The 20,372-nt window shown below is 39.8% G+C and carries 8 protein-coding genes; all 8 read left to right on the top strand.

The genetic code is table 11. From position 1 onward, the window contains the following. Positions 1 to 141: 141 nt before the first annotated feature. The 8 genes from V7L01_RS06685 to V7L01_RS06650 all read left to right on the top strand — a co-directional run bounded on the left by V7L01_RS06685 (position 142) and on the right by V7L01_RS06650 (position 20,365). Positions 142 to 11,094: an amino acid adenylation domain-containing protein gene (locus V7L01_RS06685; protein WP_335033030.1), complete on the top strand. Its 10,953-nt coding sequence runs from the start codon at positions 142 to 144 to the stop codon at positions 11,092 to 11,094. A 72-nt stretch (positions 11,095 to 11,166) separates the two neighbouring features. After that, on the top strand, positions 11,167 to 12,231 hold the full coding sequence (locus tag V7L01_RS06680; RefSeq protein ID WP_335033028.1) for an NAD-dependent epimerase/dehydratase family protein: 1,065 nt from the start codon (positions 11,167 to 11,169) through the stop codon (positions 12,229 to 12,231). Positions 12,232 to 12,299: 68 nt separating this feature from the next. Further along, positions 12,300 to 13,148 carry a cupin-like domain-containing protein gene (locus tag V7L01_RS06675; protein WP_335033027.1) on the top strand — a complete coding sequence of 283 codons (849 nt, stop codon included), beginning with the start codon at positions 12,300 to 12,302 and terminating at the stop codon, positions 13,146 to 13,148. 106 nt (positions 13,149 to 13,254) lie between these two features. Beyond that, positions 13,255 to 14,610 (top strand): MFS transporter, encoded by a 1,356-nt coding sequence (locus tag V7L01_RS06670; RefSeq protein ID WP_335033025.1) that lies wholly within the window; start codon positions 13,255 to 13,257, stop codon positions 14,608 to 14,610. 96 nt (positions 14,611 to 14,706) lie between these two features. Further along, positions 14,707 to 15,753, top strand: coding sequence for a class I SAM-dependent methyltransferase (locus tag V7L01_RS06665; protein ID WP_335033023.1), 1,047 nt, complete (start codon positions 14,707 to 14,709; stop codon positions 15,751 to 15,753). Positions 15,754 to 15,888: 135 nt separating this feature from the next. Continuing rightward, a complete protein-coding gene (locus tag V7L01_RS06660) occupies positions 15,889 to 17,526 on the top strand; it encodes a glycosyltransferase family 39 protein (RefSeq protein WP_335033021.1) in 1,638 nt (545 codons plus the stop codon). Between the two features lie 65 nt (positions 17,527 to 17,591). Next, positions 17,592 to 18,116, top strand: a complete 525-nt coding sequence (locus tag V7L01_RS06655) for a GtrA family protein (RefSeq protein WP_335033019.1) — start codon at positions 17,592 to 17,594, stop codon at positions 18,114 to 18,116. 206 nt (positions 18,117 to 18,322) lie between these two features. Beyond that, positions 18,323 to 20,365, top strand: a complete 2,043-nt coding sequence (locus V7L01_RS06650) for an alpha-amylase family glycosyl hydrolase (protein WP_335033018.1) — start codon at positions 18,323 to 18,325, stop codon at positions 20,363 to 20,365. Positions 20,366 to 20,372 lie beyond the last annotated feature (7 nt).

Here is a 20,372-nt window from a genome sequence, read left to right as displayed (position 1 = left end):
CTTGTCAAATTCAATTTTTTTAACGAACCGCAAAGGACGTATTCGCGCAGCGTCTCGTCAGAGAAGAACGCAAAGGAAGAGAAGTAAGAGAAGCAAGAAATACTTAAGTGAACCGCATCTACATTTAAACAGGATTATTATATGAGCCTAAAAGATAAAATCGAAGATATTTTTCCCCTCACCCCCTTACAAAAAGGATTATTATTTCATTCCCTATATGAACCAGAATCTGGCATTTACTTTGAGCAATTCCATTGCCGTTTAGAAGGAAATGTTTCTGTAATTGCAGTCCGCCAAGCATGGCAAACTTTAGTTGACCGCCATCCAATTTTACGAACTGCGATTATCACCAAAGGGCAAACTGAACCTGTACAAGTTGTATTCCGCAATCTCGTATTTAAGACAGCAGAAGAAGATTGGCGTGGTTTAAGTAACTCCGCCCAAAAAAACCGCCTGAGAGAATTTCTGAAAGCAGATAGACGACAGGGATTCATTCTTAATCGTCCGCCTTTGATGCGGGTAACCTTAATTCGTCTAGGCGAAGACTGCTGGGATTTAGTTTGGAGTCACCACCATTTAATTTTGGATGGTTGGTCTTGGCCGATACTACTACGTGAATTCTTGATGTTGCACAAAGCAGCTAAAGAAAATGTAGAAATTTCCCTGCCAAATGTGCGCCCTTACGGTGATTTTATTGCTTGGTTAAAGCAAAAAAATCCCCAAGAAGGTGAATCCTTTTGGCGTGAATATATGAGTGGCTTTGAAAGTGCTACTCCCTTATTAATCTTGTCCAAAGCAAAACTAAGTAGTGCTTTTGAAGCTGGAGAAATAAAACACCAATTATCGCCTGAAAATACTGCTTTGTTGCAGAAATTAGCCCGTAATTGTAGCGTCACCCTCAACACCGTGATTCAGGGAGCTTGGGCGATATTACTTAACCGTTATAGCCGCAACACAGATATAGTTTACGGAATTACAGTAGCGGGACGCCCCCCAGAACTTCCAGAAGTAGAAGGGATGATTGGCCCTTTTATTAATACTTTGCCATTTCGCGTCTTAATATCTGGAGAACAAACCCTTGATTCTTGGTTGCAAAACCTGCAAGCACGCACAGCCTTAATGCGTCAGTTTGAACATTCGAGTCTATCAGATATCCAAGGATGGAGTGATGTTCCACGAGGACAACCACTGTTTGAAACTTTGCTGGCTTTTGAAAATTTTCCGGTTGACAAATCCTTAAAAACAGCAGATTTTGGGTTGAATGTTCCTGAGTCATCTTTCTTTGAAACTACCCATTATCCCTTGACTTTAGTGGTTGTTCCGGGGGATGGACTTTCACTCAAATTAAGTTACAATGCGAGTCGCTTTGATGCGGTGGCTATGGAATTATTGCTAGAGCAATTCTGCTATCTATTGTTTAACATGGCAAATAATGCTCAAGCACCTTTGCAGTCTTTATCGCTAATTGGTCATAAGGAATCGGTAATTGAGAACAGGCTAATTACCAATTACGAATCACCAATTACCATCAGGGAAATGTTTGCAGAAACTGTAAACAAATATCCAGACCGCATTGCTCTAACATTTGAGAATGAAAGCTTTACATATAAAGAACTAGACCGCCGTTCTCAGCATCTTGCTCAATATCTCCAAAAGCAAGGTATTGGTGCAGATAAACGCGTGGTGATTTGTCTGGAGCGCTCTCCAGAACTGATTATAGCTATGTTGAGTGTAGTTAAGGCAGGGGGTGTTTATGTTCCTCTCGATCCGGCTTATCCTCGCGATCGCATCGAGTTTACCATTTCTGACTGTGAAGCGGAATTAATTCTTACCACATCTACCATCAGTCCCCAACTTCCAGAATCCACACTTCAAATTTGTCTGGATGAAAAAGATGCGCCTTATTTAACTGAAAGTAATGAACCTTTGATAGGAAATACTCTTGACCCTGACTCAGGAGCTTATATTATCTACACATCTGGTTCGACAGGGAAACCCAAAGGTGTGTTAGTCACCCAGCACAACGTTACCCGACTATTCCGCAGCACCCAGCCCTGGTTTGAATTCAACGAGCAAGATGTTTGGACATTCTTCCATTCTTTCGCCTTCGATTTTTCCGTTTGGGAGATTTGGGGAGCTTTGCTTTATGGCGGGCGACTGGTAATCGTTCCTTATTGTGTCAGCCGTAACCCCCAAAGCTTCCTTCAGCTGCTTCACGACGAACAAGTTACTGTCCTGAATCAAACTCCCTCAGCTTTTGTTCAATTACTAGCAGCAGAATCGAGTGCGAAAGATATTGTCTCGCCCCTACGGTACATCATTTTTGGCGGCGAAGCCCTGAATCTACCAAGTTTGCGTCCCTGGTTTGAACGTCATGGAGATAATCAGACGCGTTTGGTGAATATGTACGGGATTACAGAGACAACAGTCCACGTTACCTATAGAGTTATTAGTAAAAAAGATACAGAGGACTCATCTGGTAGCTTAATTGGTCAACCAATCCCCGATTTACGTCTCTATATCCTGGATTCTGATGGTAATCTCCTACCAACTGGAGTGATTGGTGAAATTTATGTTGGGGGTGCTGGAGTGGCGCGTGGTTATCTTAATCGACCAGAATTAACCGCAGAACGCTTTGTTGAAGATGCTTTTTCAGTAGATTCACTATCGCGTTTGTATCGGACTGGTGATTTGGGGCGCTTTCTCCCTAACGGCGATTTGGAATATCTAGGACGCATAGATTACCAAGTGAAAATTCGCGGTTTCCGGATTGAAATTGGCGAAATCGAAGCCATTATTTCCCAGTTTCCTGACGTGCAGGAAACTATTGTTTTAGTTCATTTGGAAGCCCAAAGCAATCAACAACACTTAATTTCTTATGTAGTTTGTACTCCTGGAAAGCAACCATCTATCGAAACGCTGCGAAATTATTTGCAGCAGCATTTGCCAGATTATATGATACCGTCGCAGATTGTTTATCTAGAGCGATTACCACTGACAGCCAATGGTAAAATTGATCGCAAAGAGCTACCCGCACCAGAAATTAAACGGGAAAATCTCGAAGTTGCCTTTGTTCCTCCCGCTACACCCATCGAGGAAATTTTAGCTGACATCTGGCAACAAGTTTTAGGTGTAAATCGCATCGGACGATTTGATAATTATTTTGTTTTGGGTGGCGATTCTATCCGCAGTATTCGCGTTGTTTCGCTCGCACAAGCTCAGGGATTAAACTTAAAATTAGAGCAAATTTTTGCCCATCCTGTGCTGTTGGATTTAGCGGCATTGTTGGCAAAATCAGAAGTAGTAGACAGCGATAAGATTGATGAAGAACCCTTCGCCTTTATTTCACTAGCAGATAAAGAAAAGCTCCAAGATTGGGCTGAAGATGCCTATCCTTTGGCACAACTGCAAGCAGGAATGCTCTTTCATGGTGAATATTCACAAAGTTCTAGAACTTACCATGATGTTTTCAGCTTCCGAATTCGGATACCTTTTGATCTCAAAGTTTGGGAAGCAGCTTATACCCAAATGTTTGCCAGACATCAGATATTACGGACGGCATTTTATTTAGCTGAATTTAGTCAACCGATTCAGGCAGTTGTTAAAGAAGTAACTCCTAAAGTTGTTTTTGAGGATTTAACTAATTTATCGCCCTCTGCACAAGATGATTATGTAAAAACATTTATTGCTAACGAACGGAAAAATCGCTTCGATTACAAGAGTGCCCCATTAATGCGTTTTCATATTCATCTACTCGATGATAATGTGATGCAAGCATCTTTTACTTTGCATCATGCCATCATGGATGGATGGAGTTTAGCTAACTTTTTATCAGAATTAACAGGCTTATATCTATATCTACTCGATCGGGGTGTACCTGCGCCACCAACTCCACCAGCTTTGAAATACTCTAGGTTTATTACCTTAGAAAAACAAGCTTTGGTTGATAGTAATCAACGAGAGTTTTGGCAAAATAAACTGGCGGAAATTTCCTTCACTAGACTACCAAGGTGGCCGGGTGTGCTTCCCCTAGAAACAAAAATGGGGAAATTTGATCTCACTTTATCAGAAACAATTTCCCACAACTTAAAAGCTTTATCTAAGCAATTGGGTGTGACTCTAAAAACGTTATTACTAGCAGTTCATCTCCAAGTTATTGGTTTTTACTCTGGCGACACAGAAGTGGTTACTGGATTGGTGAGCAGTGGTAGACCGACAGAAACTGACAGCGATCGCGTTTTAGGACTATTCTTAAATACATTGCCATTACGCTTGCCTTTACCAAGGGGTTCTTGGGTTGATTTGATTGCAGAAACTTGGCGGGCTGAACAAGAGTTAATGCCAAATCGTCGTTTCCCTTTGGCAGAATTGCAAAGGTTAAATGGAAATCAACCTTTATATGAAACATCTTTTAATTTCGTTCATTTCCACGTTTATCAAGGGCTGCTAAATTGGCGGGAAGTAGAATTAATCCAGGCGGAGTCTTTGGATGAAACAAATATTCCTTTTGCTGTCAGTTGGAGTGAGGAAGTAGGTGCAGAACTTCTTTCATTTAATATCACCTACGATCGTCAACAATTTGATAACGAACAAATTAATAATATTGCTAACTATTACCAAAGAAGTTTAGAGTCGCTAATTGCAAATCCACAAGGTCATCGTGAATTAGGCATAGATAGTTTAATTCAAAATTTGCAATTACCAATCCCCAATTTCCAATCACTAATACATGAAATTTTCGCCCAACAAGCAGCAAAAAATCCTGATTCTATCGCTGTTATTTGTGAGGGAGAAAGTTGGACATATAGCCAATTGAACCAAAAAGCCAATCAGTTGGCGCGATTTTTGAGTAAGTTTGGTATTAGTGTAGAACAGCCTGTGGGTATTTGTTTGGAACGTTCTTTAGACATGGTTTGCGCTATGTTGGCGGTTCTGAAAGCAGGTGGCTGTTATGTACCAATTGACCCTCATTATCCGGCTGTTCGTATTCAATCAATGTTGGAGGATGCTAATGTTAGTCTGCTTCTATCTCGTTCTGATTTAGAAATGTGGCATGGAAAAAACGAACCCCATAGGAACGAGAGGACAACAAATTTTTTGGCTGATTCTTGTAAAGTTATCTGTGTTGATATTTATAGGGAAGAAATTGCAGTTCAATCTGTTGAAGATTTGCAAATTCAGGTTTTGGCTGACAATATTGCCTATATTATATTTACATCTGGTTCCACTGGACGACCGAAAGGTATTGCAATTTCCCATCGGGCTTTGGCCCAGCATCAGGCTTGGTTGTTAGAGACTTTTGGGGTGAATTGTGAGGATGTAGTCTTGCAAAAGACACCATTTAGCTTTGATGCTTCGGTGTGGGAATTCTGGACACCTTTGATGGTGGGAGCTAAACTCGTGATGGCGAAGCCGGGAGGTCATCAAGATCCGGCATATCTAGTCAAAACTATTCAGCAAGAAAATGTGACTTTGCTGCAATTGGTACCGAGTCTTTTAGAAATGCTCCTTGGCGAACCGGGATTTTCTGAATGTTCATGTCTGCGTTTAGTTTTTAGCGGTGGTGAAACGCTGAAAAGGCGGGTGTGGGATGAGTTTAGAGAAGTTGCATCTAAATTAGTGAATCTTTATGGCCCGGCGGAAACAACTATTGATGTTGCTTTTCATTGTTGTAGAGAAAAGGAAATTACCGAGGTTATTCCCATCGGCAAAGCAGTCAGCAACACTCGTTTATATATCCTAAATTCTCATTTGCAACCTGTGCCTATTGGTACACCGGGTGAATTATTTGTGGCTGGCTCCCAATTAGCTCGTGGTTACTGGAATGCCCCAGGAATGACCGCCGCAAGCTTTTTACCCGATCCTTTTGTTGAAAATGCAGGCAGTCGAATGTATCGCACAGGCGATCGCGCCCGGTATTTACCTGATGGTAATATTGAGTTTCTAGGACGGGCAGATCGACAAGTCAAAATTCGAGGTTTCCGCATCGAAACTGGCGAGATTGTGGCAGCTTTAGAAAAACAAGCTTGGGTAGTTCGGGCTGTCACCAAAGCTATTGCTACTCCTGGTAAACCCAATCGACTAGTTGCTTATCTGGAACTGAAAACACCACCGACATCCTGGCAAACAGTTTTGCGATCGCAATTATCTGCCCTGCTCCCTGATTATATGATTCCTTCGGTGTTTGTCAGTCTCGATGCTTGGCCGTTACTGCCTAATGGGAAAATCAACCTTAACGCTTTACCCGCTCCTGATGAAGAGAATATCATAGCCCGTGAGGAATATATTGCCCCACAAACCAAAACTGAAGAGATTTTAACTAAACTTTGGCAGCAAGTACTACAAGTATCCCGTGTGGGAATTAAAGATGACTTCTTTGAACTGGGAGGAGATTCGATTCTTGCTCTACAAATTATTGCTAAAGCACGGGATGCTGGACTTTATTTCACACCACAAGATTTGTTTAAAAATCCCCAAGTTGCAGCACTTACACCTCATATTAAAACAACAGCAAAATTACCCAATGCTTTATCAATCCCTGTAGGTAGTGAAGTAGCGCTAACTCCTATTCAGCAATGGTTTTTCCAGCAATCTTTAGAACATCCTGAATACTGGAATCAGACGGTTTTATTGGATGTCAAACCGGGATTTAATGCGTCACATTTTCAAACAGTTTTAAGTCATATTGCCGCAAGTCATCCAGCTTTTCGCCTGCGATTTTGCCAAACCGAAGCTGGATGGATACAATGGTTAGATGATGATAGTCATGTTTTAAATTTTGATATTGTAAACCTGACTGCTATTTCTCAAACAGAATTACAAAAAATTGCCAGTCAATTTCAAGCACAACTTAATTTAGCCACTGGCCCTCTCTTTCGCGCCGTCTACTTCCATAATGATGAGAATAAATCCGATAAATTACTGCTAATTATCCATCACCTCATCGTTGATGGTATTTCGTGGCGCGTCATTTTGCAAGATTTAGCGATCGCTTGTGATGCTTTACAAAAGGAACAGGAAATTTCCTTATCTCCTCATAGTGTCGGTTTCCCACAGTGGACTCAACATCTACATACCCTAACTGAAAATTCTGATTGGCAAGAAGAAGTAGCTTTCTGGAAAACCCAACAAGTTGCTAATTCAGAATTACCCCTTGATTTTCCTGATGGCATAGCAGAAAACACAGAAATTTCTGCTACTCAAATAGAATGCAATTTCAGCGAATCTGAAACTGATAGTCTGCTGTATGAACTACCGCGCACTCACAAAGTTAGGATTCAGGAAGTTTTGCTAGCAGTTCTTTTAGAAGTGGTAACAGAATGGACAGGTGAATCAAAAATATTAATTGCCCTAGAAAGTCACGGACGAGAAAGCGATTTTACTGCCATTGATGTCTCTGATGCTGTGGGATGGTTTACATCTCTTTTCCCCTGCAAATTAGAGAAAACTCAAAAGAGCAATTTAAAAGGTGTTAAAGAACAGTTGCGGAACTTGCCAAATAATGGCTTTGCTTATGGTATCCTTTCTCAAAAACCAGAATTCGCGTCTATCTTACCGCCAATTCCCCAAGGCATCCTCTTTAACTACTTGGGACAATTTGATGAAAATCTTTCCCAAGCAGCACCCTTTACCCCAGCCACCGAAGATGTCGGACTATCCCGACACCCAAAAAATAGGCGGGCTTTTCAACTAGAAATTACTAGTTTAATTGCTAACGGCAAACTCCAAATACGGTTTGGTTTTAGCAAAGCTTTGCACCGAGAAGAAACGATTCGCCGTTTAGCAGATAGTTTTTCTAAACATTTACAGACTTTGTTAGCAACTAGCCGCCAGCAAGAATACAGTTTAACATCTACTGATTTTCCCCTCGCTAACCTTAATTCAGAACAATTGGTTATTGCTTTGGCGCGAACTACTGATGTGGAAGATATTTATCCTCTATCCCCTGTTCAGGAAGGAATACTTTTCCATGCAAATTATGAATCAGAAAAAGATATTTATCTGCAACAGGTGAGTGGTGAAATTGAGGGTTTTCTAGACGTAGAAACTTTTAAAAAGGCTTGGCAATCTTGTATTAACCGCCATCCTAGTTTACGCGCTTCCTTTATCTGGCGAGATTTACCGCGACCGTTGCAACGCATTCACCGCCAAGTCAATTTGCCCTTTGTCTACGAAGATTGGCGCGAATGCGATATTGATGAAGTACGATTAAAATGGTCTATTCTGTTAACAACAGACCGCCACCAAAGTTTTTCGACAGAAACGGCCCCACTGATGCGGATGACGTTAGTGAGAACCCAAGAACAGAAATGGCAATTTCTCTGGACTCACCATCATTTACTTTTGGATGGTTGGTCATTACCGCTAGTTTTCCGGGATGCGATCGCATTTTACCAAGCTAAAACAGAACGTCCAAATTTACCACAACCACCCATCTACCGAGACTTTATTGCTTGGTTGCACAAACAAGAATCGGGTTTGGCAGAATCTTTCTGGCGCAAACAATTAAGCGGTTTCCGGGAAGCAACTACTTTTGGGATTAAAAAACACTCCACTGATGATTACCAAACCTTACAAACTACTATCCCCAAAGAAATTTACACCCAACTCAAAATATTTGCTCAAAAGAATCAAGTAACATTAAATACTTTAGTGCAAGCTGCTTGGGGCATTCTGTTGAGCCGATATAGTGGTTCTGAAGATGTAGTTTTTGGTGTCACCGTATCGGGACGGACTACCGAATTATCAGGTTTTGCAGAGATGGTGGGTCTATTTATTAACACCTTGCCCTTGCGTCTGAAATTAGATGCAGCTACACCATTGAAACCGTGGTTAATAGAACTGCGCGATCGCATCTCGGCAATTAATCAATATTCCTTCACTCGTTTAGTAGATATTCAAGGATGGAGTGACATTCCCAGAGGAGAACCGTTGTTTGAATCCATTGTGGTTTACGAAAATTACCCAGTGGAAGAAAGTCTGCGTCAAAATCCAGGAGAACTGGCGATCCATTCTGTTGAATCTTTGGAGAAAAATCATTACCCCATCAGTCTATATGCCTTGCCAGGAGATGATTTAACGCTGAAAATCGCTTTTGGGCAGCAGATTGGGAGTGCAAAAACACGAGGAGATATCTTAGATCATTTAACCCAGATATTGACCAGTTTTGTTACCGAAAAACCACAATTCATTGGTGAAATTGGTTTGTTATCGAAAGCGGAATTAAGTAAGGTAAATTACCCATTACCCATTACCCATTACTCCAATACCCCAATACATGAATTATTCAGTCAGCAAGCCGCTCAAACTCCCGATGCGATCGCTGTTTTCCCCTCCCTAACCTACGCAGACTTAGAACGCAAATCTAACCAAGTTGCTCGCGCACTACTACAACTTGGTGTAACGCTAGAAACCTTAGTGGCGGTTTGTTTAGAACGGCATGCAGGTTTGCCGATTGCACTGTTAGGAATTATGAAAGCAGGCGCAGCTTATGTACCACTAGATCCTACCTTCCCGCGCGATCGCTTAGAGTGGATGCTTGCAGACAGCGCGGCGGCTGTAATCATCACCGAAGATCGAATTGTGTCAGCGCTTCCAGCATCATCAGCAAAAGTTCTATTGCTAGATTCGGTTTCGACCCAACCAGATACCAAACCACCTGCGGTTGCTGGTAAAAATCACTTAGCTTACGTTATATATACATCTGGTTCCACTGGACGACCCAAAGGAGTACAAATTCAGCATGAATCGCTGGTGAATTTCCTCCTCAGTTTTCAAGAAAAACTGCGACTGACTGCTGCTGATACTCTGGTTGCAGTAACTACAGTTTCTTTTGATATTGCTGGACTAGAACTTTTCTTACCAATAATTAGCGGTGCAAGATTAGCCCTAGCTGACAAAGAAACTACCAGAGATGGATTTAAGTTAGCTCAACTAATGCAAACATCCCAAGCTACGGTGATGCAAGCCACTCCAACTACCTGGAGATTGCTCTTGGCTGCTGGTTGGCAACCAAATGATGGTTTTCGCATTCTCTGCGGTGGAGAAGCTTTGCCGGTTGATTTAGCCGCCTCTCTTCTCAACTCTCAGGTGAATCTGTGGAATGTTTACGGGCCAACGGAAACCACAATTTGGTCTACCATCAAAGAAATTAACCTACAACAGGATGCACATTCCATAGGTAGGGGAATTGCTAATACATCAATTTATATTTGGGATAATGCTGGTAATCCCGTTCCAGAAGGGATTGTAGGTGAGTTATTGATTGGGGGAGCAGGATTAGCACGGGGTTATCGCCAAAGAGCAGATTTGACAGCCCAAAGATTTGTTCCCAATCCCTTCGCTGCAAATCCTGGTGAGCGATTATATCGGACTGGTGATTTGGCGCGTTGGCTACCCAATGGTGAAATTGAATTTTTGGGACGTATCGATTATCAAGTTAAAATCCGTGGTTTCCGCATCGAACTAGGGGAAATTGAAACAGTTTTAGAAACTCATCCTGCGATCGCCCAAGCTATTGTCCAAGCTATTGACAATACTGTAGCAGGTAAAAAGCTTGTTGCATATCTAGTTGTCAAATCTGAAGCTGAAAAACCCACTATTGAAACTTTGCAATCATATATGTTGGCAAAACTACCCGATTATATGCTGCCTGACTCTTGGGTGTTTCTAGATGCGATACCTCTAACACCTAATAATAAAGTCGATCGCCTTGCTCTACCGTTACCAAATCAGTCTGAGCATCAAGTTGATTATACAGCGCCGAAAAATGCGATCGAAGAAGCATTAATCTACATTTGGCAAGAAATTCTGCAAGTCGATAGGGTGGGAATTATGGATGACTTTTTCCAACTGGGCGGACATTCTTTATTAGCTGCCCAAGTTCATGCTCGCATTAAAAAAGTATTCTTGATTGATTTAGAATTGCGAGAACTTTTTGATACGCGAATAATTGAAAAAATGGCACAACTTTTATTGGTGCGAGAACCTCAAGTAGGACGCACTGAAAAAATAGCGAAAGCGTTTTTACGTCTCAAAAAAATGACCCCAGAAGAAAAAGCTAAACTTCTAGAAACAAAGCGAAAAATAAATTAAACATCAGAATGTGCAGAAAATAGTAATGGATTATTTTTAAAATTTTCAATTCCCCATCCCCCATTTCCCCAAATGAAGAAATTACTTGTAACTGGTTCATCGGGATTAATTGGCTCTGAAGTTTGTCTATATTTTGCCCATCGAGGTTGGGCAATTCACGGCATTGATAATAACCAAAGAGCTATTTTTTTTGGCCCTCAAGGAGATACTCGTTGGAATCAAAAACGTTTAGCATCTGAACTTAAAGGCTTTGTCCATCACGAGATAGATATTCGCGATCGCACTGCTATTTTAGACTTAATTGATAGTCTCCGACCAGATGCGATCGTTCATACAGCAGCCCAACCCAGCCACGATTTAGCGGCGTCAATTCCCTTTGATGATTTTGAGACTAATGCTGTAGGAACACTGAATCTTTTAGAAGCAACTCGTCAATTTGTCCCAGATGCACCTTTTGTGCATATGTCTACCAATAAAGTATATGGGGATGCGCCCAATGAAATCCCAATGCTAGAGTTAGCAACCCGTTGGAATTATGCTGATTCTGCCTATGAGCATGGTATCCCGGAATCGTTTCGCATCGACCAATCAAAACACTCTCTTTTTGGTGCTTCTAAACTTGCCGCTGATATTATGGTACAAGAATATGGGCGCTATTTTGGGCTAAAAACTTGCTGTTTGCGCGGCGGATGTTTGACTGGCCCTAATCATTCTGCTGTGGAATTGCACGGCTTCCTCAGCTATTTAGTGAAATGTAATTTAGAAGGTCGCACTTATCAGGTATTTGGTTACAAAGGTAAGCAAGTTCGGGACAATATTCATTCTTATGATGTAGCCCGCTTGATTGAAGAATTTATTAAAGCACCCCGTAGCGGTGAAGTTTATAACTTAGGGGGCGGAAAAAATAATACCTGTTCGATATTAGAAGCTTTCGATATCGTAGCTTCATTGACTAACAAAAAAATGATTTTTGTCTATATACCAAAAAATCGAGAAGGGGATCACATATGTTACTATAGTGACTTACAAAAAATCAAAAAACATTATCCTAATTGGTGTATAACTAAGCCATTGGAATTGATATTTTCAGAAATGGTTGCTGCTTGGTCTGATAAATTTATATTAAATCAGAGATAACAACAACTTTCATGTTATTTACCCAGTCTGTTTAATTCCAGGAAAAATCTACAAATAGGAATTTTTTGATGAGCAAAGATGATTTAATCGCAGTGGGCCACATTGAACGAGTTGAACAACCGACAAGAGAGGAATTCCAAAGGAATTTTCTCTCTCGTAGAAGACCGGTCATCATCACTGGGGTTATTAATGATTGGAATGCTCTCTCTTTATGGACTGCTAATTATCTAACTACCTTATTCAGTGATAAACAGGTTGATATAAGTGTTTCTCAAAATAGCGTTTTTACAGGCAATTTGGAAAATGGATTTGCTAATTTGAGGCAGAAAATGCAATTTAGCGACTTCATCAATATTCTGGTTTCAAAAAATAAATTTGATAAATATTATTATCTCCAACAACAGTCAATTCCCACAGAATTTCCTGAAATACTGCAAGATATTAAGTTCCCAGAATATTTTGATAAAAAGTTATTTGTCGATCCAACTATTTGGATTGGATCTGGCGGTAACACATCCCCATTACATTATGATGCAATGGATAACTTATTTACTCAAGTTAGCGATCGCAAGCGTTTCCTGTTGTTTGACCCCCAACAAACATCTTCATTATATCCTTTCCCTGCTGGTTCAAAAATTCCCCACATGAGCCAAATAAATATTGAAGAACCAGATTTAGATAAATTTCCCAATTTCCAAAAAGCCAAATATTTTGAGTGTATTGTCGAACTAGGGGAAATTTTATTTATTCCTGCTTTTTGGTGGCATCAAGTATACTCCCTAGCAAATTCAAATCACGAGCTAAACATTTCTGTAAATTTCTGGGCGAAACCACCTATTAGTCAATTTTTAACCCCTCCTGGGCGGAGATTGGCAGCACAGATACCCACTCTTTTAAAAAGAGCTTTCAGCCGATGATTTTATATTAGAATAGTATAATCTGTGATTTTTTTCATCTCTGGACATTTGTTATTTACCTCATAAATTTCTCCGAATCACAAAATATACAATTAATTTATAAAATATGTATGTAATTAAACTAATTGAACTAATTCGTGAATTGCGTAATTTTACTCTCTTCTGGCTGGGGCAGTCTCTGTCTGAAATCGGAAATCGCTTGACAGGATTTGGCTTAGGTATCTGGGTTTATCAGAACACTCATGCTGTTACACAATTAAGCCTGGTTATATTTTTTACAACCTTGCCAGGTGTATTAATCACTCCCTTTGCTGGTGCATTAGTAGATAGGTGGAATCGAAAATGGACAATTATTTTTAGTGAAATAGCTGCGGCTTCAATTACACTCACACTTGCTATATTGCTACTGACTGGCAATCTACAACTCTGGCATACTTATGTTTCTGCATTTTTTACTTCAGTCTGCGGTTCTTTTCAAATGACTGCGAAGGGAGCTGCTTTACCTTTGATGGTTCCTAGCAATCAGATGGGGAGAGCTAATGGCTTAATTCAGTTCAGCACAGCATTAGGACAACTGGTTGCACCAATCCTAGCGGCTATACTCATCGCCAATGTACAACTTCAGGGCTTGCTGCTGATTGATTTGTCTACCTATTTAATAGGATTATTAACCTTAATATTTATTAACATTCCTCAGCCAGAATCTAGTATTCTACCAACTATGGGAATGTCTACCATCATCAATGATATTGTTTATGGCTGGGAAAACATTTCCTCTCGCTTTTTCTTACTGATTCTACTCTCATTCATGACAATTTATTTTTTTGTGAATGGCATGACTTCTGTATTGATTAATCCCTTGATATTATCCTTTTCCTCGGCTACGACATTTGGGAGTGTAATGTCAATTGCCGGCGGTGGAATGGTTGCTGGCAGCATCCTGATGAGTATCTGGGGAGGAGGAAAAAAATCTATCTCTGCTCTCTTTCTATTTTCGGCATTAAATGGGATAGGTTTAGTAATCATGGGCATTAAACCTTTTATTCCTACCATAGCCTTTGGCATCTTTATTTCATTTTTTACCTTGCCCATTATTCTAGGTACTAATAGTACAATTTTGCAAACTACTATTCCCCAAAATGTTCAGGGACGTGTTCTTTCATTGTTCTACACTTTGGCAGGTTTGGGTGGGGCTTTAGGTAATCTTAGTGCCAGTCCTCTAACCGACGGATTTTTGGAACCTATGCTATCTACTGATGGGGCACTTGCTAGTACTGTTGGGCGGCTGATTGAAACTGGTTCAGGGCGTGGGATCGGTTTTTTAATGGTTCTTGAAGGGCTACTTGTTTTAATTATCTCAGTCATTTTGTACAATTACTTTGCATTAAAACAAATGGATGAAGAATTGTTAAATCCTGAGGAGCTAATAGTAAAGAATAAGATAATAAATAGGTTGGATTGAGAACATTAAAAAGCTATTCAACTGCTTTAAAACTGCAACATCTGTCACGAGAACATGATAAGCAAATTTTTTTAGCCTCATTGAGGTATCTTTGAAATGGAGAAAATTACTGCTACTGCCTACGATACAATTGACCCATACCAATGGGTTACAGATGTGGCTCATGAAGCTTGGAAAGCTAGAGATAGGGAAGTTTGGATTAATAACATTCAGGATTTGATCGAGCCTGATGCAGTCATTCTTGATGCTGGATGTGGGCTAGGAAGATTACTTCCTCGTTTATGGTCAGCTAAAAAGATTGTTATGGTCGAACCAGACCTCAGAAGATTTTTGCACGCTTCATTGGTAGCAAAATGTCTAATCAACCAAGACCAAGAACTATTAAAAAAATTACAGGATGATGATTTTATACAAAGCAATGAATATGAGCGATTGCTTCAAGAAGTCTATTCATCACCACTAAAAAGTGAGAAAGTGCATCTCCTCAATGATGTGATGCAAAGCAAAGCAATATCGCAATATGGAAATTTCGATTTGATCGTTTGTTCACACATTTTTGAACATATCTCTTTGGATGTTATTCAAGAAAGTCTTGCTGCTTTTTATAACTTTCTAAAACCAAATGGTTCTTTAGTAATATTTGCTTGCAAATCTCCTATTCTCTATCATTTTCGTGACAATAAAGAGTTTAACCATCAACATATTCTAATTACACAGAAAGAATTTTTTAAAATTTGTAAAAATGGGCATTCCGCAGGGTTAGGGATTCGATACATGCCTTTTGACCTTTTGCAATCCCTCCTTAATAACCCCTTTAATCCCACATTGCAAGAAATATTTGGGGATGAGTTCAAATCTCAATCAGAATTTTACCAACTTCCTGCTAGACCGCTCTTTACCATCAAGCAATGGGAAGCTTACCATTCTGAGTTTTATACTCATAAAACCATGCAGGTTGGCACATATATCGAATACCCGCAAATTCAAGCCCGCCTCTATAGACCAATCAAACCCATAGAGAGCGTTGCAGAGATATTAGACCTTGAACACCAAGTTAATCAAAATGAAACTTTAAAAAAAATGCATTTGATTGATATGGTCGTGGTCGCGAATAAAAATGGTGATTATAGCAATCCTATTTGAGTTATGAGTATTTCATAGGGCGCTGTTAGCGCAAAGAATACGACTCCAAAGCATAAATGATGCCTTACAGTCTACTAAAAGACCCTCCAAGCGGCGTTCACAACAACTTTCTTTGTAATGATACATATGCAATAAATGGACGAACCGCAATTATTAGCAAAAGCAAATCCCCCGACTTGGTTAAAAATCTTACTAATAATCCTCATTGGGTTAGGTATTTTCTTTCGCTTTGCCCATCTAGGACATAAAACATACTGCTGTGACGAATCTTGGACATCCGTAGCAATTTCTGGTCACACTGTAGCCGAGCTAAAACAGGAAGTTTATAATCATCAAGGCACAATTCCTATTAGCACCTTCGACAAATATCAGCACATTAATCCAGATCGTGGCGTGGCTGATACAGTGAATTACTTAATCACCTCAGACCCACAGCATCCCCCCTTATATTACGTAATGGTGAGATTGTGGGTGCAAGTATTTGGAGATTCACCTACTGGGATTAGGAGTTTATCAGCACTCATCAGTCTATTCATATTTCCCAGCGTCTATTGGTTATGTATAGAGTTGTTTGAGTCTTCACTTGTCGCATGGGTAGCGATGGCATTAATTGCCGTTTCTCCTTTGCAGTTATTTTTTGCTCAAGAAGCACGTCAATACAGTTTGTGGATGGTAGAAATTTTACTATCGAGTGCTAGTTTATTGCAAGCTCTTAGAGAAGAAAAAAAAGAGAATTGGGTTTTGTATACCCTCACCTTAGTTTTGGGATTATACACCCATTTATTCACAGTTTTGGTAATGATAGCTCATGGTATTTATCTAGTTATTCAACAACAGTTTCGCTTCACCAAAACCTTACTTAATTATCTATTTGTTAGTATTGCTGCCTTCTTAATGCTTTTGCCTTGGTTGATTGCGATCGTCCCCCACACTAGTACAGCACTAGAGCTAACTTCAGGGTCGGCAGTAAAGTGGATAAATAATCCCTTCGAGCTAATCGCTATTTTTTTGATTCGAGTAACTCGAATATTTTTCGATCTTAATTTAACCTCAGATATATTTGCGTTTAATAGTTTTACTCTTGAAGGTTCTTTCTTTTATAGTATTCCTGCGTTAATATTCAGTTTAAGCTTGATTATTTACTTGGGATTTTTTCTCAGAAAATTTCCAATAAATAAAACCAGTCTATTGATTTTTATTTTGGGGGGTTTTCCCAGCCTATTGTTAGTGATATATGACCTAATTTCTGGAGGAATTCGCTCCATTCAAGTTCGTTACCAGCTGCCTTTATATCTTAGTCTAGAAATTATTGTAGCCTATATTTTAGCTTTTAATATTTTTAAAAAATCTAATTGGCAGACAAAAATACCTCAATTCCTAATAGTCGGATTGCTCATAGCAGCTTTAGTTTCTGATGCCAGATTTTTTCAAGCGGAGAATTGGTGGATGCAATCCGATGGCCAATTTATTAGGGAAACAGGTCAATTTCTCAATCAATCAGAAAAGCCTTTACTGATAATTAATGACTCTCCTGTTAATTTGGGAGGAATTCTAACCTTAAGTCATTATTTACCAAACATTTGTCTACTACCAATAGCAGATAATCTTCTGCTGCCGATTTCTCCGAAATATAGTCACATTTTATTTATGCAAAATAGTAGTAGTTTATTTCATGAAATGGAGCAAGATATAACCTATTCTCTGAAAGTGATTAAAATACTTAATCTACCACCTGGAGGTTTATGGGAATTTGAAAAAATTGAGCGAACTTGAACAGTAGTGGTTGAGATTATATAAGTGCTAGAGATGGAGTAAAAATATGATAATTATGAAGCTAAATGAATTACGATCTTCAGATTAACGATCGCACAAATCGACTATACTTAACTTGGTTGTTTATGAGTCGGCTGATTCGTTTCGCCATAGTGGGTTTGAGTGGTGTATTTGTAGATTTAGGAGGATTCTATGTTCTGCATACCCTGTTGGGTTGGTTATTAACTCCTAGTGCAATACTTTCAACAGAGATAGCAATCATTAATAATTTTCTCTGGAATGATGTATGGACTTTTGGTGATGTGCCTGTTCAGCAACAATTAGTCCAGCGTTTGCAACGTTTTTTAAAGTTCAACCTAATTTGTTTTTTTGGACTTATTTTCAATACTTTAATTGTGAATTTGTTGTTTTATCAATTTAGAGTGAATGAATATCTGGCAAAATTGCTAGCAATCCTTTGTGTGACTTTTTGGAATTTTTCGCTCAACTGGAAGGTTAACTGGCAAACAAAGGAGACAAAAGTAAATGTTTTGAGAGATGGCGATAGGGCAAATCTTTCAATTATTATGCTAATAATGCAATTGATTTAGTATTTTACAAATATGAAAAAACTGGAAATAGAAAAACCGATATTCGCTAATAATTTGAATACAAAAAGCTTATGTAATATTGAATACAAATAATAGTATTATGCAAGGATGATTTTTAGAATAAAATTTGATTTATGAATCGGGAACCCCATTACCTGAGATAAATTGTTTGCCAACTCACCATCTTTAATTCGTAGGAATGCTATATGCGCTATTTTGACGAATACTGTGAAGTACATCTAGACCCTAGCACAGTACCATATACTTGGGTGTTTAAGAGTGATGAAAAAATCTCTATCAGATTTGGTGTTCACTTATCTAAAAATCCAGATTATGGTCAGATAGCGTATGAATTGAATGATGGACAAGGATATTGCGATTCAGATCGAACTACGGCACAAGCTGAAAGCATTATAGAAAATGGCTTCCAAATGTTCTCACTCATCCTACCACCTATCAGTAATGGGGGAGGATATCGCTACAGTTTAGGTTATGTGGATACATTTGGTAATGAACATACAAGCACGCGATCGCATTTTTTGTTAGTCTGTGATGAAGCACCCCGCTCAATGGCTGAAATCCCATCTGTATTCCTGGGCTATGTAGATAATCAGCCTTTATATGGACTAAAACCAAAGGTTGCAATGACATCTAGTCCTAATGATTGGGAAGCACGTCTATTTTACTCAATCATGATCGATCGATTTGCTCGCAGTGCAGACAGCAACTACACTGGTCTAAGTGCAGTCAAATACGATCCGACTTCCCCCTATACAAGTCATGGTGGGACTATTCGGGGCGTAATTGAGCAGATAACATACTTGAAGTCATTGGGAATTGGAGCCATTATCCTCAGCCCTGTGTATGTCAACGCTGCTGATGGCTATCATGGCTATCATCCCATCCACCTGTTGATGGTCGATCCACGTCTGGGTACACTTATGTGTCTGCGTGAGTTGGTGAAAACTGCTCATGAAGCTGATATTGCAGTCATTTTAGACGTAGTTAACAACCATATTGCAGATAGCATTAACTGGGAAGAGTATGGGGGCCCACCAGGGGGAGAGTTTAAGTATGTGCAAGGTGATGATTTTGCAGTCATGCCTTTTCCTATAGAAGCACGTAACACATTACTCTTCCACGGGCCTGAATACACTGATATGGTAAATCAAAGACTCTTTGGCTTTCTGGAAGATTGGCGAACAGAGACAAGTTATGTCCGAGAATTGCTGATTCAACACCTAAAATACTGGATTGCAGAAACAGATATTGATGGCTTCCGATACGATTCAGCACGTCATGTTGGTCTTGATTTCTGGGAGCCTTGCGTTGAAGAAATATCAAGGTATGCTGCCTATCTTGGGAAAAAGCAGTTTTTGCAAATAGCCGAACACGCTGGCAGTACCCATGAAGAAGTAATTGCCTATAATGGGGCTAAATTTTCAAATCTGATCGACTACCCTACTTATTATGCTGTCAAGCATTCTTTGACTGATGGTAATTGGCTAGGGGGTTTGGCAGATTATTTTTGTGGTTTTCTAGAGCCATCACACGCATATCATGCTGGTTGGCGGAATAATATTATGTTCCTCGATAACCAAGATACAAGTAGAATTTTCCATCAATTCTTAAGTTGTCTGGGAAGCCAAAATGAAGCGCGAGTCCGTTTATATTTTGCACTTGCTTGCTTGATTTTAGGGCCACAAATACCTTCTATCTATCAAGGAACAGAGCAAGAATTTTCTGGCGCTTTAGGGATGCATCACCATCAGGATACAGGTGAGTGCATTGGTCATGATTGCTATGTGCGGGAAGATATGTTTGATAACCCTGGGTGTGTGTGGGAGTTTGGGCCGATTAACCGCAAAATTTTTGAACCATATAATAAAAACCACCCAAGTTTTTTACTAATTCGACAGCTTGCCGAAATTAGGTTTCAAAACAGGCTAATTCAGAGTGGAAACCGCACTCTCTTATGCTCTAGGAATAATGGTCTGTGGTGTGTACTTATTCATAGTGCAGAGGATGAACAGCCGCTTTTCATTGCGATGAACCTGGGAGCCACACCAGTATTGGAGCAGGCTTTCAAAATTCCTAATTGGTACGGCGAGTTCTGCGGAGTTGATATGCTGATTGCTACATCAGGTGGAGTATTCCATCTTGTGGAAGGTGGTATGCGAATTAAACTTCCACCATTCACATTTGTCTTAGGACGACTATTACAGGCGACAAGTAAAGCTCAAGAATAGGAGCAAG

Source organism: Nostoc sp. (genome assembly GCF_036917095.1).
Lineage (GTDB): Bacteria > Cyanobacteriota > Cyanobacteriia > Cyanobacteriales > Nostocaceae > Nostoc.
The sequence above is the reverse complement of the archived record's forward strand: the minus strand, read 5'-3'. Positions and strand labels throughout refer to the sequence as shown.

Bases quoted from the DNA above. Each gene is read 5' to 3' on its own strand.
- V7L01_RS06665 (WP_335033023.1), top strand. From the start codon at position 14,707: ATGGAGAAAATTACTGCTACTGCCTACGATACAATTGACCCATACCAA.
- V7L01_RS06680 (WP_335033028.1), top strand. From the start codon at position 11,167: ATGAAGAAATTACTTGTAACTGGTTCATCGGGATTAATTGGCTCTGAA.
- V7L01_RS06650 (WP_335033018.1), top strand. From the start codon at position 18,323: ATGCGCTATTTTGACGAATACTGTGAAGTACATCTAGACCCTAGCACA.
- V7L01_RS06685 (WP_335033030.1), top strand. From the start codon at position 142: ATGAGCCTAAAAGATAAAATCGAAGATATTTTTCCCCTCACCCCCTTA.
- V7L01_RS06670 (WP_335033025.1), top strand. From the start codon at position 13,255: ATGTATGTAATTAAACTAATTGAACTAATTCGTGAATTGCGTAATTTT.
- V7L01_RS06660 (WP_335033021.1), top strand. From the start codon at position 15,889: ATGGACGAACCGCAATTATTAGCAAAAGCAAATCCCCCGACTTGGTTA.
- V7L01_RS06675 (WP_335033027.1), top strand. From the start codon at position 12,300: ATGAGCAAAGATGATTTAATCGCAGTGGGCCACATTGAACGAGTTGAA.
- V7L01_RS06655 (WP_335033019.1), top strand. From the start codon at position 17,592: ATGAATTACGATCTTCAGATTAACGATCGCACAAATCGACTATACTTA.